Genomic DNA, 19,610 nt, shown 5'->3' with positions numbered 1-19,610 from the left:
GAGCCCTTCTTATAGCCAAAACCAATCACCAGCATGACTTTTGCCAATGAGCATTAACCGGGTCTATTGGCTAGGATCTCTCCATCAAGTTTTTACAAACCCTGAAGGAGAAACATCCGATGCCTATCATCAACAGCCAGGTTAAACCGTTCAACGCAACTGCTTACCACAACGGCAACTTCGTTCAGGTCTCCGAAGCCGACCTGAAAGGCAAATGGTCCGTCGTGTTCTTCTACCCAGCCGACTTCACCTTCGTCTGCCCAACCGAGCTGGGTGACCTGGCCGACAACTACGCCGAGTTCCAGAAACTGGGCGTCGAGATCTACGGCGTGTCCACCGACACCCACTTCACCCACAAAGCCTGGCACGACACTTCGGACACCATCAGCAAGATCCAGTACCCGCTGATCGGTGACCCGACCCACGTCATCTCGCGCAACTTCGACGTGCTGATCGAAGAAGCAGGTCTGGCTGACCGTGGCACCTTCGTGATCAACCCTGAAGGCCAGATCAAGATCGTCGAACTGAACGACGGTGGTGTAGGCCGTGACGCCAGTGAGCTGCTGCGCAAGGTCAAGGCTGCCCAGTACGTCGCCGCTCACCCAGGCGAAGTCTGCCCGGCCAAGTGGAAAGAAGGCGAAGCTACCCTGGCGCCATCGCTGGACCTGGTCGGCAAGATCTAAGGCCGTGAAAAAGCCGAGGGCGGTCCTCCGCACCTAGTCGCTGTACCGCCCCGCAAAACGCCCGGGCGCTTTCGCCCGGGCGTTGTTATTTCTACCGTTTGAAAAGGAATCGCCCGTATGTTGGACGCCACGCTTAAAACTCAGTTGAAAACCTACCTGGAACGGGTCACTCAGCCGATCGAGATCGTCGCCTCCCTCGATGACGGCGCGAAGTCCCGCGAACTCCACGACCTGCTGCGGGAAATCGCCGGCCTGTCGAACCTCATTACCCTGCGCGAGGACGGCACCGACGCCCGTCGCCCATCGTTCTCGCTCAATCGCCCTGATGGTCAGATCAGCCTGCGCTTCGCCGGCATCCCCATGGGCCACGAATTCACCTCGCTGGTGCTGGCGCTGCTGCAAGTCGGCGGTCACCCCTCCAAGGCCAGCGCCGAACTGATCGAACAGATCGCCGGGCTGGAAGGTGAATTCAATTTCGAAACCTACTTCTCGCTGTCGTGCCAGAACTGCCCGGACGTGGTCCAGGCGCTGAACCTGATGGCGGTGCTCAACCCCAACGTGCGCCACGTGGCTATCGACGGTGCGCTGTTCCAGGCGGAAGTCGAGTCGCGCCAGGTCATGGCGGTACCGAGCGTGTACCTCAATGGTGAAGTATTCGGCCAGGGCCGCATGGGCCTGGAAGAGATCGTCGCCAAGCTCGACACCGGCTCCGATGCGCGCCAGGCCGAGAAGCTCAATGCCAAGGACGCCTTTGACGTGCTGGTGATCGGCGGTGGTCCGGCCGGTGCAGCGGCAGCGATCTACGCTGCCCGTAAAGGTATCCGCACCGGCGTCGCGGCCGAGCGTTTCGGCGGTCAGGTGCTGGACACCATGGCCATCGAGAACTTCATCTCGGTACAGGAAACCGAAGGACCGAAACTGGCCACGGCACTGGAAGAGCACGTCAAGCAGTACGACGTCGACATCATGAACCTGCAGCGCGCCGATGCCCTGGTGCCAGCCACCGATGGCGGCCTGCACGAAGTGCGCATGGCCAGCGGTGCGACGCTGAAAGCCAAGACCGTGATCCTCGCTACTGGCGCCCGCTGGCGAGAAATGAATGTGCCGGGCGAGAAGGAATACCGCAGCCGTGGCGTGGCCTACTGCCCGCACTGCGATGGTCCGCTGTTCAAGGGCAAGCGCGTGGCGGTGATCGGCGGGGGCAACTCCGGCGTGGAAGCGGCCATTGATCTGGCGGGTATCGTCGCCCAGGTGACCTTGATCGAGTTCGACAGCCAGTTGCGTGCCGACGCCGTGTTGCAGCGCAAGCTGCACAGCCTGCCGAACGTCAAGGTGATCACCAGTGCGCTGACTACCGAAGTGCTGGGCGACGGCCAGAAGGTCAACGGCCTGCGCTACAAGGACCGCACCACCGACGCCGTGCATGATCTGGCGCTGGAAGGGATCTTCGTGCAGATCGGTTTGCTGCCGAATACTGATTGGCTCAAAGGCACGGTCGAGCTGACGCCGCGCGGCGAGATCATCGTCGATGCCCGTGGCCAGACCAACCTGCCGGGTGTGTTCGCCGCGGGTGACGTGACCACCGTGCCGTACAAGCAGATCGTGATTGCGGTGGGTGAGGGGGCCAAGGCGTCGCTGGCGGCATTCGATCACCTGATCCGCACTTCGGCGCCGGACTGACCAGGGCCGCTTTGCGGCCCTTCGCGAGCAAGCTCGCTCCTACAGGTACCCTGAGCCAACTGTAGGAGCGAGCTTGCTCGCGATCATCGCCCAACCAATAAAAATCCCGGCCATACGCCGGGATTTTTGTGTTCAGCAATCAGGGCATCAATGCGCCCCCGCCGCCTTGTTCAAATCACTCTCTTGCCACTCGGTGTACACACAGGCATCCGCCACCGCCCAGCGCACTTTCACTTCATCTCCCGGTTTCATTGACATACCTGCCGCCGACAGCGCTTTCACCGTCATGGCGGTGCCGCCTGTAGTAACCACGCTGCAGGTCTGGCTTTCGCCGAGAAACAGCACTTCACCAACCTTCGCCGTCACTTCGTTCCAGCCTGCCGGTAGCGCTTCAGCAGCGGCCTGTTCGCGGCTCAGGGCCAGGGCTTTTTCCGGGCGGACCATCAGCAGCACATCCTGGCCCACCGCCAGACCCGGGGTCAGGCGCATCGCCACCGGCTGGCCTTCGAAGCTGGCCGCACCGTTGCCCTGAGCCTTGACCCGAAGGAAGTTGGAGTTGCCCAGGAACGAGGCGACGAACGCATTCGGCGGGTTCTGGTAGAGGTCGTAGCCGGTGCCGAGACCGACGATCTTGCCGTGGCTGAAGATGGCGATGCGCTGGGACAGGCGCATGGCTTCTTCCTGGTCGTGGGTCACGTAGACGATGGTGATGCCGAGCCTGCGGTGCAGTTGACGCAATTCGTCCTGCAGGTCTTCACGCAGTTTTTTGTCCAGCGCGCCGAGGGGTTCGTCCATCAGCAGGATGCGCGGTTCGTAGACCAGCGCGCGGGCGATCGCCACGCGCTGCTGCTGGCCGCCGGACAGTTGCGCCGGGCGACGGTGGGCGAACTGGTCCAGTTGCACCAGCTTGAGCATGGCGTCCACTTGCTTGTCACGCTCGGCAGCGCTGCGCTTGCGGATCGCCAGGGGGAAGGCGATGTTGTCGCGCACCGACAGGTGCGGGAACAGCGAGTAACGCTGGAACACCATGCCGATATCGCGCTTGTGCGGCGGCACGTTGACCAGCGACTGGCCGTTGACCAGGATCTCGCCGCTGCTCGGCGTTTCGAAGCCGGCCAGCATCGACAGCGTGGTGCTCTTGCCCGAGCCGCTGGAGCCGAGGAAGGTGAGGAACTCGCCGTCCTGGATGTCGAGGCTGATGTTGTCCACCGCGGCGAAGTCGCCGTAGTGCTTGTTCAGGTTGCGCAGGCTGACGAGGGTCTTGGCCTGGGCGGCATCGTTGATGACGGCACTCATTGTTGTTCTCTCCGGGCGCTCAGGCGCTGACTTCGTTGCGCCGGCGCAGGGCGGCGGCGATCACCATGACCAATACCGACAGGCCGATCAGCAGCGTCGAGGCGACGGCGATCACGGGTGTCAGGTCCTGACGCAGGGTGGTCCACATTTTCACGGGAAGGGTCTGCAGGTTCGGGCTGGCCATCATCACGCTGAGCACCACCTCGTCCCACGAGACCAGGAAGGCGAACAGGCCGCCGGCGATCATCCCCGGACGGATCCCAGGGAAGGTCACCTTGACGATCGCTTGCAGGCGCGAGGCGCCGCAGATCACCGCGGCGTCCTCGATCGACTGATCGAACAGCTTCAGCGAGTTGATGATGGAAATGATGGTGAAGGGCAGGGCGACGATGACGTGGCTGACCACGAAGGAAAACAGCGTGCCGGTGTAGCCCAGTTTCAGGAACAGCGCGTACACCGCCACGGCGATGATCACCAGCGGCACGATCATCGGCAGGGTGAACAGGCCGTAGAGCATTTCGCGGCCGGGGAAGCGCCCGCGCACCAGGGCGAAGGCGGTGGGCAGGCCGAGGGCCACGGCGACGACCGTGGTCAGCAGCGCCACCTTGAGGCTGGCGAAGGCGGCGTCCATCCATTCGGCGTTGGAAAAGAACTGGCCGTACCACTTCAGCGTCCAGCCCGGCGGCGGGAACACCAGCCACTGCGAGGAGCCGAACGACAGCAGGACGATGAACACGATCGGCAGCAGCAGAAACAGTGCGATCAGCCCGGTGGTGGTGTAGAGCCCGAAACGCAGGCGCCGGCTCATGGCATTGGGGGTCAGGAGCATGGTCGCTTACCTCGCGTTGCTGTTGCCGACCGGGGATTCCGGTTGCAGCTTCAGGTAGAAATAGAACAGCACCAGGGTGATCGCGATCAGCAACGCCGCAGCGGCGCTGGCCAGGCCCCAGTTGAGGAACGACTGCACCTGCTGGACGATGAATTCCGGCAGCATCATGTTCTGCGCGCCGCCGAGCAGGGCCGGAGTCACGTAGTAACCGAGGGACATCACGAACACCATCAAGGCGCCGGAGAACAGCCCCGAGCGGCACAGCGGCAGGAACACCTTGAAGAAGTTGGTCCAGGGACTCGCGCCACAGATCGAACCGGCCTGCAGGACCATCGGGTCGATGGCCTGCATGGTCGCCTGCAGCGGCAGGACGATGAACGGGATCATGATGTAGCTCATGCCGATCACCACGCCGGTGAGGTTATGCACCATTTCCAGCGGGGCATCGATGATGCCCATTGCCATCAACGCCTTGTTGATCACCCCCGAGGCTTGCAGCAGCACCAACCAGGAATAGGTCCGGGCGAGCAGGCTGGTCCACATCGACAGCAGCACGATGTTCAGCAGCCAGCGGCCCCAGCCACGCGGCACCAGGGTGATCGCCCAGGCCAGCGGAAAGCCCAGCAACACGCTGATCAGGGTGACCAGGCCGGCCACCGAGAAGGTGTTGAACAACACCCGGGCGTAGGCCGAGTTGGCAAACAGTTGCTCGTAGTTGCCCAGCCCCGGCACCGGTTCCAGCACGCCGCGCAGCAGCAGGCCGATCAGTGGCGCGAAGAAGAACAACCCGAGAAACAGCAGGGCCGGCAGCAGGTTGCGGCTGCCGCGCCAGCGTTGGCGCAGCGACGGCGTGGGGTTCATGGCCGCTCCCTTGTTGCCGGTGCCAGGGGCACCGGTTGCCGATTGCAAGGCGTTGATGGCGACTTTCATTTGACCAGCCACTCATTCCAGCGGGTAGCGATGGCTGGACCGTTCTTCGCCCAATAGGCGAAATCCAGGGTGACCTGATCTTGAGCGTAGGCGGTGGGCAGGTTCGGTGCGAGGTCAGGCTTGAGCAGGCTGACGCTGTCCAGGTTTACCGGCGCGTAGGCGGTCTGGTTGGCGAACTCTGCCTGGCCCTTGGCGCTGGCGGCATTGGCGATGAATTTCATGGCCGCGTCCTTGTTCTTGGCGCCTTTGGGCACCACGAGGAAGTCCGCCATCACCAGGTTCTGCTTCCAGCTCACGCCCACTGGCGCGCCGTCCTGTTGCAGGGCGTAGACACGGCCGTTCCAGAACTGGCCGAGGGTCGCTTCGCCGGAGGCCAGCAATTGCTGCGACTGCGCGCCGCCACCCCACCAGACGATATCTTTCTTGATGGTGTCGAGCTTCTTGAAGGCGCGGTCCAGGTCCAGCGGATAGAGCTTGTCGGCGGGGACGCCGTCCGCCAGCAGGGCCAGTTCCAGTACGCCTGGGCTTGGCCATTTGTACAGGGCGCGTTTGCCGGGGTAGGTCTTGGTGTCGAACAGCGCGCTCCAGTCCACCGGCTTGTTGCCGCCCAGCTTGCCTTCGTTGTAGCCGAGGACGAAGGAGAAGAAGAACGAACCTACGCCGTGGTCGGAAACGAAACGCGGGTCGATGCGGTCACGCTGGATGGTGTTGAAATCGAGGGGTTCGAGCAGGCCTTCGCTGGCGGCGCGCAGGGCGAAGTCGGCTTCGACGTCGACCACGTCCCACTGCACATTGCCGCTTTCGACCATGGCTTTGAGCTTGCCGTAGTCGGTGGGGCCGTCCTGCACGACCTTGATGTTGCTGCTCTTGCTGAAGGGCTCGGCCCAGGCGGCTTTTTGCGCATCCTGGGTGGTGCCGCCCCAACTGACGAAGTTCAGGCTCTCGGCGGCCTGGGTGGCCTGACAGGCCAGGGTCAGCAGGCTGATGGACAGCACTGCGGTTACACGTTTGCTAAACAGCATGGTTACGCCCTCGTTGCTTTTGTTATTCGAGGCGGGCTTTCTGTCGCCCGCCAATCAGTTCGGGGAGCAGCTTTTACAAAGTGTGAGTGGCCGTTTGTGATTGTAGGTGCCGGCCTGCAGGTTTTAAGGTCTACGGGATATCATATTATGGTATTCCAAACTTTTGGCAAGAGGTGTGGGCTTACCGGCTATCACTCGGGGGTCTGCTTTCCTTGAATCTTGTGCTGGATTTGAGGGGCCTCATCGCTGGCAAGCCAGCTCCCACAGGGCTAACTCTGGTGCATACCGCCCTTGTGGGAGCGAGCTTGTCGGGGCGCCGAACCGCAGCGATTGTGCGCTAAAGGCCCGGCTCGAACGGAATGCTCTGCACCACCTCCAGGTCATACCCCGTCAGCCCCGCATATTTCAGCGGCGGCCCCAGGTGACGCAGTTTGCCGACCCCCAGGTCCTGCAGAATCTGTGCCCCGGTACCCACTTCCGAATAGGTTTTCGACTGCCCGCGCTGATACGGCCGAGGCGGCTGGGTCAGGTGTGGCACGCGTTCCAGCAGCGCCTGGGACGATTCATGGTTGGCCAGCACCACGACCACGCCGGTGCCTTCGGCGGCGACTTTTTGCAAGGCCGCCCACAGCGTCCAGTTGGCTGGCCCGGCATATTCCGCGCCGACCAGATCGCGCAGCGGGTCGATCACGTGCACCCGCACCAGGGTCGGCTGGTCGCGGCGGATATCGCCCATGACCATCGCCATGTGCACACCGCCTTCAATGCGGTCTTCATAGGTCACCAGGCGGAAGGTGCCGTGCACCGTCGGCAGCTCGCGTTCGCCGATGCGTTTGACGGTCTGCTCGGTGCTCAGGCGGTAGTGGATCAGGTCGGCGATGGTGCCGATCTTGATGCCGTGGCGGGCGGCGAAGATTTCCAGGTCGGGGCGGCGGGCCATGGTGCCGTCGTCGTTGAGCACTTCAACGATCACCGAGGCCGGGGAGTAGCCGGCCAGCCGTGCCAGGTCGCAGCCGGCTTCGGTATGGCCGGCGCGGGTCAGCACGCCGCCTTCGCGGGCGCGCAAGGGAAAGATGTGGCCCGGCTGGACGAGGTCGTCCGCTGTGGCATTCGGCGCCACGGCGGCGGCCACGGTACAGGCACGGTCGGCGGCGGAAATGCCGGTGGTGACGCCGCGTGCCGCTTCGATCGACACGGTAAAGGCGGTGCTGAAGGCGCTGCCATTGGCCGGCACCATCTGCTCCAGGCCCAGGCGCTGGCAGTGTTCGTCACTTAAGGTCAGGCAGATCAGGCCACGCGCCTCGCGGGCCATGAAGCTGATGGCGGCGGCGTCGCACCGCTCGGCGGCGATCAGCAGGTCGCCTTCGTTTTCACGGTCTTCGTCGTCCACCAACAGGACCATCTTGCCCTGGCGGTAGTCCTCGAGAATCTCTTCGATGCTGTTGAAAGCCATGCTGTGCGCTCACTGTGGTTCGGTAGAAATTATGGTATACCATAATACGAATTTTCCCAGTTGAGGAGCATGACCGATGAAGGCCTATTGGATTGCCCACGTCGATGTGACCGACCTGCAGCAGTATCAGCAATACACCCAGCGCGCCCCGGCGGCCTTCGCCGCGTTTGGTGGCAAGCTGCTGGCCCGTGGCGGGCGCAGTGAGGCAATGGAAGGGCGGGCCACGCCGCAGCGCAGCGTGGTGATTGAATTCGAATCCTATGAGCAGGCTGTGGCGTGCTACCGCTCGGCGCAGTATCAGGAAGCCTGCGGCTTTCGCCAGGGGGTGGCGAAAGCCGAGGTGATTATCGTGGAAGGCTACGAGCCCTGATTTCAGGGCTCGTAGCAGTTCAGGCCATGCCCGGAAGTTCGTGAGGGCGCAGGTCGAACACCAGCACTTCGGCATCCACGCCGTGGCTCAGCTCGATCAGTTGCTCCTGGCGCAAGCGCACGCCGTCGCCTTCCTGCAGGGCCACGCCGTTGAGCTCGACACTGCCGCGGGCTACGTGAACGTAGGCATTGCGACCAGCGGGCAGCTTCAGGCTGGCGCTTTCATCGGCGTCGAACAGGCCGGCGTAGATCCGGGCGTCCTGGCGGATTTCCAGCGAGCCGTCCTTGCCGTCCGGCGAGATGATCAGTTTCAGCCGGCCGCGTTTGTCCTCAGCGCTGAAGTTCGCTTGCTGATAACGCGGTTCGGCACCGCCGATCGCTGGCACGACCCAGATTTGCAGGAAGTGCACCGACTCGTCGTGCGAATGGTTGAACTCACTGTGGGTCACACCACGGCCGGCACTCATCAGTTGCACATCGCCAGGACGGATCACGGAACCTGTGCCCATGCTGTCTTTGTGTTCCAGCGCGCCTTCGAGCACGTAGGAGAGAATCTCCATGTCGCGGTGCGGGTGCTGGCCGAAGCCTTTGCCTGCGCTGACGCGGTCATCGTTGATCACCAGCAGGTCGGAGAAGCCTTGCTCGTCCGGGTTGCGGTATTGAGCGAACGAGAAGGTGTGGAACGATTTCAGCCAGCCATGATTGGCCAGGCCACGATCGGAAGCTTTGCGCAGGGTAAGCATGGTGGTTCTCCTTGTGAGGTGGCGGCTGCTGGAGCAACCGTCGATTCGATGGGAGTAGATTAATGGTTACCGGTCGAAGCAATAAGTAGCTGAAAATGGAATGACTGTCCTTTTGGAGTGGACAATGCATCGGAACATTCCGATCAGGTGGCAGGCACGGTCATAATGCGTCGCGCGCTATTTACTTGAACTTGCGGTGACCCGATTCGATGAAAAATGTGGCCATGGTGCTGTTTCCGGATTTCCTCCTGCTCGACATGGCGGGCCCGATGGAAGTGTTTTCCATCGCCAACCGCTACTTGAAGGCCGAGGACCATTACCGGTTGACCACCCTCGGCGCGGTGCCGGGGGCGATACGTGCGTCCAATGGCGTCAGCCTGTTGCCGGACCGGGTCATCGACCGCGATGACGCTGGCTGGGACTTGCTGCTGGTGCCGGGCGGCCCCGGTGCCTACAACGAAATCTGCCCGCCGCTGAGCCTGTGGCTGCACGATGTCGCCAGGCGCTCGCGGTGCTACGGCTCGATCTGCACCGGCTCGTTCATCCTCGGTCATGCCGGGCTGCTGGATGGCTACCGGGTCACCACCCACTGGCACTACACCGAGCGTCTGATCCGCGCCTTTCCCACGGCGCAGGTGGAGACGGACCAGATCTACGTGCGTGACCGCCAGTTGATCACCTCCGGCGGCGTCACCGCCGGCATTGACCTGGCGCTGGCGGTGGTGGCCGAAGATCACGGCAAGAAAGTCGCCCAGGACGTGGCCAAGGTGCTGTTGGTGGTCATGAAACGCCAGGGCGGCCAGGCGCGTTTCAGCCCGCTGGCCGGCGCCGTGGCCAAGGAAGAAACCCCCATTACCCGCGTGCAGAATCATGTGCTGGAGCATCTGGACGAGCCGTTCGGCATCCCGCGCATGGCGGCGCTGGCGGCCATGAGCCCGCGGCATTTTTCCCGGGTGTTTCTGCGTGAAGTGAACATGACGCCCATGGCCTTCCTGCAGAACGCTCGCATCGACCGCGCGCGCGAGTTGCTGGAAAGCAGCGACCTGCCCTTGAAGACCGTCGCCTACCGCAGCGGATTCGGCAGCGTCCGCTACATGCGGCAGGTCTTCAGCGAGCGATTGGGCGTGACCCCGGCGGAGTATCGCGAGCAACTCAGCTAATTCCCCGCTGTTGTCCGTCCCCGACACTCATTTGGCCGCCTGGCGCCCCTTCGCCCGGTTGTCCTGAAAGCTTGCCCTGCCACTATTCCCTATCAGGTCTTTCAGCGGCAGGAGGTGGATGGTTTGGGCGCACTCGCCAGGGTTTCCAACAACGATGAGGTGTTGCGCTTCGGTCGCTATACCGTGCACACGGGACAGCGCTTGATGCTCGCCGGCGAGCGGCGGCTGCCCATCGGTGGCCGGGCCCTGGACATTCTTCTGGTGTTGCTGGAGCAGGCCGGATCGCTGGTGGACAAGCCCACGCTGCTGGCGCGGGTCTGGCCGGACACGGTGGTCGAGGACATCAACCTGCGGGTGCACATCGCCGCGCTGCGCCGGGTGTTGGGCGATGACCAGCGTTTCATCGCCAACGTGCCCGGTCAGGGCTATGCGTTTGTCGCGCCAGTACAGCGTGAAGGCATTGCCGCGTCCGCGACCACCCACAACCTGCCCACCCGCCTGAGCCGGATCATCGGCCGCGATGAGGAGTTGGCGGCGCTCGGTCTGTTGCTGTCGCAACGCCGGCTGGTAACGCTCAGTGGCCCGGTCGGCGTGGGCAAGAGCGCCTTGGCCCTGAGCGTCGCCGAAGCGCAGGCGCCGCGCTGGCGCGACGGTGCCTGGCTGATCGACTTCGCCGAGGCGCAATGCCCACGCGAGGCGGCCACCCGCCTGCTGCGCGATCAGGGCCTGGCGCCGTGTGACGAGTGTCCGCTTGCGGGTTTGCCGGGCTATTTATTGAAGCGGCGACTGTTGCTGGTGCTTGATCACTGCGAGGCGATGCCGCAGGGCAGTCGCCGGCTGGCCGAAGCGCTGCTGGCGTTGGCGCCGGGGGTGACGATTCTGGCGGTCAGTCGCGAGCCGCTGCGCATTCGCGGTGAAACCCTGTTACCCGTGGCACCGCTGGCGGTCCCGCCCAGCAGCGACGCGCACAGCGTGGAGCAGTTCATGAGCTACGCCGCGGTGCGCCTGTTCGTCAGGTGCGCCCAGGCCCGGCAGGCGGATTTCGTCCTGCGCCCGCAGGACCTCAAGGCGGTCTGGGAAATCTGCCGTCAGCTCGACGGACTGCCGCTTGCGCTGGAGCTGGCGGCGGCGCAGATCGATGTGTTCGCCCTGGTCGGCTTGCGTGCGCAGTTGAGTGAAGGTCTGCAGGTGCTCAATCGGGGGCGGCGCACCGCCCAGGCCCGGCATCAATCGCTGAAGGCAGCGCTGGACTGGAGCTTTCAGCGCCTGCCCGCGATCGAGCAGCAGGTCTTGCGCTGCCTCGCGCAATGGAGCCGGCCTTTCAGCCTGGAACAGGCGGTCGCTCATGTCGCCGCTGACGGCATCGGCCCGTTGCCCGCAGTGCGGGCGGTGGAGCGCCTGGCCGCCAAATCGCTGCTGGCGGTGCATTACGCGCCGCTGCGTTACCGGGTGCTGAACAGCACCGGTTGGTACCTGCGCCAGAGCGTCGAGGACGGTGCGCGGCTTCAGCCGGCCTGAATCCTTTCGTAGCGGCTGCGCGGTTGTTCACGGGCGGGCAGTTGCGCCAGCAACTGGCGCGCACGCGTCACGTGCGGGGTGGCGAACCCTTCGCGGCAACGGGCAAGCACCGGCGCCAGTAATTGCCGAGCGGACAACGGTCGGCCGTCTTCCAGCCAGAGCTGCGCCAGGGCGCTGGCGCTACGCAGCTCCCAGGCTAGCGCCTGTTGTTTGCGGGCGATACCTAGGGCCTTGAGCTGCAGGGCTTCGGCTTCCTGACGAGCATCCGCGCCCGTCAGCATAAGCTGCTCGGCCCGTGAGCAGAGCAGGGCGGGGCCGGCCCAGCCGGCGTCGCCGTTGTGTGCTCGTTCCAGCAGCGCGGTATCGACCCGCCCTGGCACCAGCGTCGCCAGCAGGTCGTTGATCAAGCCGGTGGCCGGCTTGGCGGGTTCGCCATCGAGTGCCCGGGCGTAGTGTTCGGCCCAGTCCTGGAACACGCCCACGGAATGGCGGATGGACTGCTCGCGAAGTAGCGCCACGCGCTCCCGCGCTTGTTCCGCGTCGCCGTTGTACCAGGGAATGACGCAGCCGCTCAGGGCGAGGGTGTAGCACAGCGTGGTGCCATGGTTGATCTGCTGCGCCAGGTCCAGCGCCTGTTCGGCGGTGCACGCGGCCTGGTCCGAAAGCCCCTGCAACCAGAGAATGCGCGCCAGCAGGGTGAGGGCGGCGACGCTCTGGTCATATTGCACGCCAAAACCGTGGGTAAAGCGGTTGAGCCGGCCGCTGTGGGCCATCCGTTGCAGGGCGTCGTCGGCTTCGGCGCGGGCACCGGCCTGATCGCCGCTGAAGTGCAGGCCAAGCCCGCGCAGGCGCTGGGCGCTGAGGGCCAGGTGCGGGTCGTGGCTGAGGCCGCGCTGGTCGAAGTCGCGGCTCAGTTGTAGCGCCTGCTGGTATTCGCCCCGGCTCAGATTGACCGCCATGTGCCCGGAGATCGCCCGCAACTGACCGGGGATGTCGCCGTGGCGCTCGGCGAGTTCGCGGGCGCTGCGGAAGGCGTCGAGGGTTTCCTGGTTGCCGCCCTGGCCGTGGTAGCTGAAGGTGCCCATCGCCAGCTTGAGGTTGATGTGCAGGTGTGCGGCGGGATGGGCGTCGGTGTCCAGGTGCAGCAGCGCCTTGCGGATATGCCGGCCATGCTCCGAGAGCAGCGACAGTTCCTGCCACAGTGGTGCCGACGCGGCGGTCAGGCGGGCGCCGAGCAGGCCCGCGTCGCTGCTGGCGAAACCCCACTCCAGCGCCGCGCGCAGATCGTCGAGGGCCCGCGAATAACGCTCCAGCCACTGTTCGGCGCTGGTCTGCGGCCACTCGCGTTCGGCCTGCTGCATGATCACCAGATAGCGCTCGGCATGGCGCTTGAGCGCCGCCGGCAGCTCGCCGGCCTGTTGCAACCTGGCCATGGCGTAGCTGCGGGTGGTGTCGAGCAGGCGGTAGAACACCTCTTCATCACCGACATCGACATTGAGCAGCGACTTGGTCACCAACTGGCTCAGCGCATCCAGCACCTGCTCGCGGCCGAGGCGCTCGTCGGTGACCAGGGCCAGCGCCGAGGCCAGGGTGAAGCCGCCGCGAAACACGCTGAGCCGACGCAGGCAGGTGCGTTCGTTGTCATTGAGCAACTGGAAGCTCCAGTCCAGCGTGGCACCGAGCAGGTGCTGCGGGGCCGCGTCAACCTGCGGCTGGGCCAGGTGTTTGCGCAGATCGCCGAGCAGACCGTCGAGGTCGAGGGTCGCCAGTTGCGCCGCGGCCAGTTCGAGGGCTAGCGGAATGCCGTCGAGTTGGCGGCAGATGGCGAGCACCGTGGTCAGGTTGGTGGTGTCGAGTTCGAAGCTGTCCTGGCTGGCGATGGCCCGTTCGACGAACAGTTGCACGGCGCTGTAGCGCAGGGCTTCGGCGGGATCGAGCACCGCGTCGAGCGGCGGGCAGTCCAGCGCGTCCAGGCGCTGCAGCCATTCGCCTTCGGCGCGCAGGCTCTCGCGGCTGGTCACCAGGATCTGCAAGCGCGGGGCGCAGCGCAGGAGGTGTTCGCAGAGGCTGGCGACCGAGTCCACCAGATGCTCGGCGTTGTCGATCACCAGCAGCACCTGACGTTCGCTGAGGTAGTTGCACAGGGCGTCCAGCGGCGCCTGGTCGGGCAGGGCCAGGCCGAACACGCCGGCCAGGTTGCTGACGATCATCGACGGGCTGCTCAGCGGGCTCAGGTCGAGCAGACGGACGCCGTCGCGGTAGTGCCCGAGCAATTGCTCGGCGACCCGCAGGGCCACGGTGGTCTTGCCGATGCCACCGGGGCCGGCGAGGGTCAGCAGGCGCTGTTGCGACAGCTGATCGAGCAGTTGATTGACCAGCACCTGGCGGCCAATCGGGCGGGTGCGTTGCAACGGCAGGTTATGCGCGGCGTTGACCCGGCCAGGGGACAGCGGCGGCGGTGTCTGCAGCGTCAGTGGTGCAACGAAACTGTAGCCGCGCTGGGCCACCGTGACGATGTAGCGCTGTCCGCTCTGGCCGTCGCCGAGGGCCTTGCGCAGGGCGGCGATGTGCACGCGCAGGCTGATGTCCTCGACCACCGTGTCGGGCCAGACCAGCGCCATCAGTTGCTGCTTGCTCAGCACCTCGCCGGGGCGCGCCAACAGTGCCAGGAGGATGTCCATGGCGCGCCGCCCCAGGCGCAGCGGTCGCTCGTTTTCGACGATCAGGCGCTGGCCGGGAAACACCCGGTAAGGGCCGAACTGAATGGCCTGTTCGCTGTTGTTGCTCACATCGTGCTCCTGACGCTGTTCCGACTACCGGCAAAGCCCCTGAAAGGGCTCTGCCGCGTGGCTTTGGCGCATGTTGGGCAGGTTCGGGCGGCAACGCAATGGCGGCTTCGCCAGTGCGCCTGGGTACGCGGTCTACGCTTGTACAGCTTTGCCTGGCGCAGGCCCTGTTTCCGGGCGCCTGTTGCCCTCCGAGGGAAAAACACTACGTCGAACAGGGGAATAATTAACAACGATTAACTCGTCCACGATCGCCTCACCCCCAAGAATCCATGGGATCAAGCGCCAGGGAGCCCGACATGACTGAATCATCCACAGTGCGGCCCGGTGAACGCCACACCGTCGCGACCGACGGTGACGAGGAGCGCGGCCATGACTGACCGCGATGACCACACCGACCCGGCCCGCCGACGCCTGCTGGCCGCCGGCTCTCTTCTGACCGCGGCGGCGACGCTGCTGCCGCGGTTGTCCTTCGCCTCACTCACTTCTGACCAAGGACCTGCAATGAATGCCGACCTGATTCTGTTCAACGGCCAGTTCCACACCGTGGACCGGGAAAATCCGCAAGCTACCGCAGTTGCGATCAAGGACGGGCGTTTCATCGCCGTGGGCACCGATGCCCAGGCCATGGCCGCGCGCAGTACCGGCACCCAGGTCATCGACCTCAAGGGCCGCTGCGTGATTCCCGGCCTCAACGACTCGCACCTGCACCTGATCCGTGGCGGCCTCAACTACAACCTCGAACTGCGCTGGGAAGGTGTGCCGTCGCTGGCCGACGCCCTGCGCATGCTCAAGGACCAGGCTGATCGCACACCGACGCCGCAGTGGGTGCGGGTGGTCGGTGGCTGGAACGAATTCCAGTTCGCCGAAAAACGCATGCCGACCCTGGAAGAACTGAACCAGGCCGCGCCCGACACTCCGGTGTTCGTCCTCCACCTGTATGACCGCGCCTTGCTCAACCGCGCCGCGCTGCGTGTCGCCGGCTACACCCGCGACACGCCCAACCCGCCTGGCGGCGAGATTGTCCGCGACAGCAAGGGCGAGCCCACCGGCATGTTGGTGGCACGGCCCAACGCGATGATTCTCTACTCGACCCTGTCCAAGGGGCCGAAGTTGCCGCTGGAGTATCAGGTCAACTCGACCCGCCAGTTCATGCGCGAGCTCAACCGCCTCGGCCTGACCAGCGCCATCGATGCTGGCGGCGGTTTCCAGAACTACCCGGACGACTACGAGGTGATCGAACAGCTGGCCAAGCAGGACCAGTTGACGGTGCGCATCGCCTACAACCTGTTCACCCAGAAGCCCAAGGACGAACTGGCCGACTTCAAGAACTGGACCAGCAGCGTCAAGCTGCATCAGGGCGACGACATGCTGCGCCACAACGGCGCCGGCGAGATGCTGGTGTTCTCCGCCGCCGACTTCGAAGACTTCCTCGAACCGCGCCCGGACCTGGCGCCGAGCATGGAGCAGGACCTCGAACCGGTGGTGCGCCACCTGGTTGAGCAGCGCTGGCCGTTCCGTCTGCACGCCACCTATGACGAATCCATCAGCCGCATGCTCGATGTGTTCGAGAAGGTCAACCGCGACATTCCATTCAACGGCCTGCCATGGTTCTTCGACCACGCCGAAACCATCACCCCGCGCAATATCGAACGGGTGCGGGCGCTGGGCGGCGGCATCGCGATCCAGGACCGCATGGCCTTCCAGGGCGAGTATTTCGTCGAGCGCTACGGTGCCAAGGCCGCCGAAGCGACCCCACCGATCAAGCGCATGCTTGCTGAAGGCGTGCCGGTCGGCGCCGGCACTGACGCCACCCGGGTTTCCAGCTACAACCCGTGGACCTCGCTGTACTGGATGGTCAGCGGTCGTACCGTCGGCGGCCTGGCCCTGCATGAGGAAGGGCTGTCGCGCCTCACCGCGCTGGAGCTGTTCACCCACGGCAGCGCCTGGTTCTCCTCGGAGCAGGGCAAGAAGGGCCAGATCAAGGTCGGCCAGTTGGCGGACGTCGCGGTGCTCAGCGCCGACTACTTCAGCGTCGATGAAGAAGCCATCAAGTGGATCGAGTCGGTGCTGACCGTTGTCGGCGGCAAGGTGGTGTTCGGCGCCGACGACTTCCGCAATCACGGCCCGCTGGACATTCCGGTGCTGCCGGACTGGTCGCCGGTGGTCAAGGTGCCGGGTCACTGGCGTCCGGCCTCGCCGTTGCAGGCGCAGGTGCACCAGTGCAGCGGTCCGTGCGGTGTGCATGCCCACGGCCATGAACGGGCGCGCTTGTCCAACGTGCCAGTCAGCGACTTCCAAGGCTTCTGGGGCGCGTTCGGCTGCTCCTGTTTCGCCTTCTGATTTCACCTCGGCGCGGGCGTCAAGCCCGTGCCATCCCGCGTCATTCAACCCCTAGGAGTCATGTAATGAGCGCCAACTACAAACGCCTGAACAAAGACGATGCCGTGGTTTTGCTGGTGGATCACCAGACAGGTTTGATTTCCCTGGTGCAGGACTTCTCGCCCAATGAGTTCAAGAACAACGTCCTGGCCCTGGGTGACCTGGCGAAGTTCTTCGGCTTGCCGACCATCCTCACCACCAGCTTCGAACAGGGTCCCAACGGCCCGCTGGTGCCTGAGCTGAAAGAACTGTTCCCGGATGCGCCGTACATTGCCCGCCCTGGTCAGATCAACGCCTGGGACAACGAAGACTTCGTCCAGGCCATCAAGGCCACCGGGCGCAAGCAACTGATCATTGCCGGCGTGGTGACTGACGTCTGCGTGGCGTTCCCGACCCTGTCGGCGCTGGCCGAGGGCTTCGACGTGTTCGTGGTGACCGACGCTTCCGGCACCTTCAACGAAACCGTGCAACAAGCGGCATGGGCGCGCATGACTGCAGCCGGTGCGCAGATGATGAACTGGTTCTCGGTGGCCTGTGAGCTGCACCGCGACTGGCGCAACGACATCGAAGGCCTGGGCAACCTGCTGTCCCAGCGCATCCCCAATTACCGCAACCTGATGAACAGCTACGCGGCGCTGACGGCCAAGTAAGCGCATTCGGCGGTTCTTCCAGCGGGCTTGTCGCGGATGCGGCAAGCCCGTTGTCGTTCACGGGATATGAGGTCAGGCAACGCTGCCAATGAAGTTCGCCAGCTCCGGCGTTTGCGGCGCGTCAAACAGCACTTTCGGATCGCCCATCTCGTGCACCTTGCCCTGGTGCATGAACACCAGCTTGTCGCCGACTTCGCGGGCGAAGCGCATTTCGTGGGTGACCATCACCAGGGTCATGCCTTCGCGGGCCAGTTCACGCACCACACTGAGCACTTCGCTGACCAGCTCCGGGTCCAGCGCCGAGGTGATTTCATCACACAACAGCACCTTCGGCGACATCGCCAGCGCCCGGGCAATCGCCACCCGTTGCTGCTGGCCGCCGGACAACTGGTCGGGGTAGGCGTCGAAGCGATTACCCAGGCCGACCCGGTCCAGCATCTGTTGCGCCAGCTTGCGGGCGTCGGCGTTGGAGGTCTTCTTCACCAGTTGCGGCGCGAGCATCACGTTCTCGCCGACGCTCAGGTGCGGGAACAGGTTGAACTGCTGGAAGATCATCCCGACTTTCTGCCGCAGCGAACGCAGGTCAGCGCGCGCGGCGTCGAGGTATTCGCCGTCCACTTCGATCACCCCGTCGTTGATCGACTCCAGGCCGTTCAAGGTGCGCAGCAGGGTGCTCTTGCCCGAACCGCTGCGGCCGATGATCGCCACCACCTCGCCCTGTTCGATGCTCAGGTCAACACCCTTGAGCACGTGGTTGTTCCCGTAGTACTTGTGCAACGCAGACACTCTAACCAGCGGCATGCAGCCTCCTCTCCAGGTAACGGGCACCCAGCGACAGTGGAAAACACAGAATGAAGTAGCCCAGGGAAACCAGGCCGTAGATCAGGAAGGGTTCGAAGGTGGCGTTGGCCAGCATGCCGCCGGTCTTGGTCAACTCGGTGAAGCCGATGATCGACGTCACCGCCGTGCCCTTGACCACCTGCACCGAGAAGCCCACGGTCGGCGCCACGCCGATGCGCAGGGCTTGCGGCAGGATCACGTGGCGCAGTTGCTCGTAACGGCTCAGCGCCAGGCTCGAGCTGGCCTCCCACTGGCCACGGGGAATCGACTCCACGCAGCCGCGCCAGATCTCGGCAAGAAAGGCGCTGGTGAACAGGGTCAGCGCCACCGCCGCAGCCACCCAGGCCGAGACATCGATGCCGAACAGGGCGATGCCGAAAAACACCATGAACAGTTGCATCAGCAGCGGCGTGCCCTGGAACAGTTCGATATAGCCGCGGCTCAGCACCCGCAGCGTGGTGTTCTGCGAAATCCGCCCGACCAGCATCAGCAGTCCGACCGCGCCGCCACACACAAAGGCCACCAGCGACAACAGCAAGGTCCACTGCAAGCCGGTGAGCAGGTTGCGGACGATGTCCCACAACGTGAAATCCATCAGCCTCTCCTCACGATCAGGCGGCGGCCCAGCAGGTTGAGCAACTGCCGCACGCCAATGGCCATCAGCAGGTAGATCAAGGTGGTCAGCAGGTAGGTTTCGAAGGCGCGGAAGTTGCGCGATTGAATGAAGTTGGCGGCGAACGACAACTCCTCGGTGGCGATCTGCGAACACACCGCCGAACCGAGCATGACGATCACCACCTGGCTCGACAGCGCCGGCCAGACCTTGGCCAGGGCCGGGCGCAGGATCACGTAGCGGAACGTCTCGAACCGGCTCATGGCCAGCGCCGCTGCCGCTTCCAGTTGTCCGCGCGGGATCGCCTGGATGCCGGCGCGGATGATCTCGGTGGAGTAGGCGCCGAGGTTGATCACCATCGCCAGCACTGCGGCTTGCCATTCGCTCATGCGCACGCCGAGGGCCGGCAGGCCGAAGAAGATGAAGAACAACTGGACGATGAACGGGGTGTTGCGGATCAGTTCCACATACACGGCGAACAGCCAGTTGAACGGTCGCAGGTTCCAGGCGCGGACAGCCGCGCCGACGATGCCCAGGGCAACGCCGACCACGGTGCCAATCAGCGTCAGCTCCAGGGTGAACGCCGCGCCCTTGAGCAGCAGGTCACCCTGGGCCAGTACCGCGGCGAAATCGAATTGATAGGCCATGCGCAGGGG

General features: G+C 64.4%; 17 protein-coding genes. 7 read left to right on the top strand and 10 right to left on the bottom strand.

Annotated features, from left to right (window positions below; translation table 11 throughout):
* Positions 1-119 precede the first annotated feature (119 nt).
* Both ahpC and ahpF read left to right on the top strand, forming a co-directional pair.
* Positions 120-683, top strand: a complete 564-nt coding sequence (gene ahpC, locus DM374_RS14870; protein WP_095153783.1) for an alkyl hydroperoxide reductase subunit C — start codon at positions 120-122, stop codon at positions 681-683.
* 117 nt (positions 684-800) lie between these two features.
* The gene (gene ahpF, locus DM374_RS14865; protein ID WP_110970526.1) at positions 801-2,363 is read left to right on the top strand and encodes an alkyl hydroperoxide reductase subunit F; all 1,563 of its coding nucleotides are present in this window, start codon (positions 801-803) and stop codon (positions 2,361-2,363) included.
* A gap of 147 nt (positions 2,364-2,510) precedes the next feature.
* Here the strand turns inward: ahpF and DM374_RS14860 are convergent, their stop codons facing one another.
* From DM374_RS14860 to ribBA, 5 genes are all read right to left on the bottom strand, one after another.
* Positions 2,511-3,659 carry an ABC transporter ATP-binding protein gene (locus DM374_RS14860; RefSeq protein WP_110970525.1) on the bottom strand — a complete coding sequence of 383 codons (1,149 nt, stop codon included), beginning with the start codon at positions 3,657-3,659 and terminating at the stop codon, positions 2,511-2,513.
* Between the two features lie 19 nt (positions 3,660-3,678).
* Positions 3,679-4,488 (bottom strand): ABC transporter permease, encoded by an 810-nt coding sequence (locus DM374_RS14855; RefSeq protein WP_095153780.1) that lies wholly within the window; start codon positions 4,486-4,488, stop codon positions 3,679-3,681.
* A gap of 6 nt (positions 4,489-4,494) precedes the next feature.
* Positions 4,495-5,418 (bottom strand): ABC transporter permease, encoded by a 924-nt coding sequence (locus DM374_RS14850; protein ID WP_175649746.1) that lies wholly within the window; start codon positions 5,416-5,418, stop codon positions 4,495-4,497.
* Positions 5,415-6,440 carry an ABC transporter substrate-binding protein gene (locus DM374_RS14845; protein ID WP_110970524.1) on the bottom strand — a complete coding sequence of 342 codons (1,026 nt, stop codon included), beginning with the start codon at positions 6,438-6,440 and terminating at the stop codon, positions 5,415-5,417. The genes DM374_RS14850 and DM374_RS14845 overlap by 4 nt, the downstream gene beginning before the upstream one ends.
* A 337-nt stretch (positions 6,441-6,777) precedes the next feature.
* Positions 6,778-7,893 carry a bifunctional 3,4-dihydroxy-2-butanone-4-phosphate synthase/GTP cyclohydrolase II gene (gene ribBA / locus DM374_RS14840; protein ID WP_110970523.1) on the bottom strand — a complete coding sequence of 372 codons (1,116 nt, stop codon included), beginning with the start codon at positions 7,891-7,893 and terminating at the stop codon, positions 6,778-6,780.
* A 76-nt stretch (positions 7,894-7,969) separates the two neighbouring features.
* On the opposite strand from ribBA, the gene DM374_RS14835 reads away from it, so the two are divergent.
* Entirely contained in the window at positions 7,970-8,263 is a 294-nt protein-coding gene (locus DM374_RS14835; protein WP_110970522.1) for a DUF1330 domain-containing protein, read from the top strand.
* A 19-nt stretch (positions 8,264-8,282) separates the two neighbouring features.
* On the opposite strand, the gene DM374_RS14830 is transcribed toward DM374_RS14835, so the two are convergent.
* Positions 8,283-9,005, bottom strand: a complete 723-nt coding sequence (locus DM374_RS14830) for a pirin family protein (RefSeq protein WP_110970521.1) — start codon at positions 9,003-9,005, stop codon at positions 8,283-8,285.
* Between the two features lie 209 nt (positions 9,006-9,214).
* On the opposite strand from DM374_RS14830, the gene DM374_RS14825 reads away from it, so the two are divergent.
* Together DM374_RS14825 and DM374_RS14820 are read left to right on the top strand one after the other, a co-directional pair.
* The gene (locus DM374_RS14825) at positions 9,215-10,165 is read left to right on the top strand and encodes a GlxA family transcriptional regulator (RefSeq protein WP_110970520.1); all 951 of its coding nucleotides are present in this window, start codon (positions 9,215-9,217) and stop codon (positions 10,163-10,165) included.
* A 123-nt stretch (positions 10,166-10,288) separates the two neighbouring features.
* Complete coding sequence (locus DM374_RS14820) at positions 10,289-11,683, top strand: ATP-binding protein (protein WP_110970519.1); 1,395 nt, start codon at positions 10,289-10,291, stop codon at positions 11,681-11,683.
* Here the strand turns inward: DM374_RS14820 and DM374_RS14815 are convergent.
* On the bottom strand, positions 11,671-14,472 hold the full coding sequence (locus DM374_RS14815) for an ATP-binding protein (RefSeq protein ID WP_110970518.1): 2,802 nt from the start codon (positions 14,470-14,472) through the stop codon (positions 11,671-11,673). The two genes, DM374_RS14820 and DM374_RS14815, sit on opposite strands and share 13 nt — an antisense overlap.
* Positions 14,473-14,973: 501 nt before the next feature.
* Between DM374_RS14815 and DM374_RS14810 the strand changes: the two genes are divergently transcribed.
* Together DM374_RS14810 and ycaC are read left to right on the top strand one after the other, a co-directional pair.
* The gene (locus tag DM374_RS14810; RefSeq protein WP_110970543.1) at positions 14,974-16,812 is read left to right on the top strand and encodes an amidohydrolase; all 1,839 of its coding nucleotides are present in this window, start codon (positions 14,974-14,976) and stop codon (positions 16,810-16,812) included.
* Between the two features lie 65 nt (positions 16,813-16,877).
* Entirely contained in the window at positions 16,878-17,501 is a 624-nt protein-coding gene (gene ycaC / locus DM374_RS14805) for an isochorismate family cysteine hydrolase YcaC (RefSeq protein ID WP_110970517.1), read from the top strand.
* A gap of 72 nt (positions 17,502-17,573) precedes the next feature.
* Here ycaC and DM374_RS14800 read toward each other — a convergent pair whose 3' ends face one another.
* From DM374_RS14800 to DM374_RS14790, 3 genes are read right to left on the bottom strand one after another with little or no spacing between them, the layout of a single operon-like run.
* Positions 17,574-18,302 (bottom strand): amino acid ABC transporter ATP-binding protein, encoded by a 729-nt coding sequence (locus DM374_RS14800; RefSeq protein WP_110970516.1) that lies wholly within the window; start codon positions 18,300-18,302, stop codon positions 17,574-17,576.
* Positions 18,289-18,939, bottom strand: a complete 651-nt coding sequence (locus tag DM374_RS14795) for an amino acid ABC transporter permease (RefSeq protein WP_177431563.1) — start codon at positions 18,937-18,939, stop codon at positions 18,289-18,291. The genes DM374_RS14800 and DM374_RS14795 overlap by 14 nt, the downstream gene beginning before the upstream one ends.
* Entirely contained in the window at positions 18,936-19,601 is a 666-nt protein-coding gene (locus tag DM374_RS14790; RefSeq protein WP_110970514.1) for an amino acid ABC transporter permease, read from the bottom strand. Before DM374_RS14790 ends, DM374_RS14795 begins: the two co-directional genes overlap by 4 nt.
* Positions 19,602-19,610 lie beyond the last annotated feature (9 nt).

It is taken from the genome of Pseudomonas huaxiensis (genome assembly GCF_003231275.1).
GTDB lineage: Bacteria > Pseudomonadota > Gammaproteobacteria > Pseudomonadales > Pseudomonadaceae > Aquipseudomonas > Aquipseudomonas huaxiensis.
This window is presented reverse-complemented; position numbering and strand designations above follow the sequence as displayed.

Excerpts from the sequence above, each read along its gene's own strand:
- DM374_RS14855 (WP_095153780.1), bottom strand. The coding sequence starts at position 4,488 with ATGCTCCTGACCCCCAATGCCATGAGCCGGCGCCTGCGTTTCGGGCTC.
- DM374_RS14810 (WP_110970543.1), top strand. The coding sequence starts at position 14,974 with ATGAATGCCGACCTGATTCTGTTCAACGGCCAGTTCCACACCGTGGAC.
- ycaC (WP_110970517.1), top strand. The coding sequence starts at position 16,878 with ATGAGCGCCAACTACAAACGCCTGAACAAAGACGATGCCGTGGTTTTG.
- DM374_RS14845 (WP_110970524.1), bottom strand. The coding sequence starts at position 6,440 with ATGCTGTTTAGCAAACGTGTAACCGCAGTGCTGTCCATCAGCCTGCTG.
- DM374_RS14850 (WP_175649746.1), bottom strand. The coding sequence starts at position 5,418 with ATGAAAGTCGCCATCAACGCCTTGCAATCGGCAACCGGTGCCCCTGGC.
- ribBA (WP_110970523.1), bottom strand. The coding sequence starts at position 7,893 with ATGGCTTTCAACAGCATCGAAGAGATTCTCGAGGACTACCGCCAGGGC.
- DM374_RS14800 (WP_110970516.1), bottom strand. The coding sequence starts at position 18,302 with ATGCCGCTGGTTAGAGTGTCTGCGTTGCACAAGTACTACGGGAACAAC.
- DM374_RS14790 (WP_110970514.1), bottom strand. The coding sequence starts at position 19,601 with ATGGCCTATCAATTCGATTTCGCCGCGGTACTGGCCCAGGGTGACCTG.
- DM374_RS14825 (WP_110970520.1), top strand. The coding sequence starts at position 9,215 with ATGAAAAATGTGGCCATGGTGCTGTTTCCGGATTTCCTCCTGCTCGAC.
- DM374_RS14860 (WP_110970525.1), bottom strand. The coding sequence starts at position 3,659 with ATGAGTGCCGTCATCAACGATGCCGCCCAGGCCAAGACCCTCGTCAGC.
- DM374_RS14830 (WP_110970521.1), bottom strand. The coding sequence starts at position 9,005 with ATGCTTACCCTGCGCAAAGCTTCCGATCGTGGCCTGGCCAATCATGGC.
- ahpC (WP_095153783.1), top strand. The coding sequence starts at position 120 with ATGCCTATCATCAACAGCCAGGTTAAACCGTTCAACGCAACTGCTTAC.
- ahpF (WP_110970526.1), top strand. The coding sequence starts at position 801 with ATGTTGGACGCCACGCTTAAAACTCAGTTGAAAACCTACCTGGAACGG.
- DM374_RS14835 (WP_110970522.1), top strand. The coding sequence starts at position 7,970 with ATGAAGGCCTATTGGATTGCCCACGTCGATGTGACCGACCTGCAGCAG.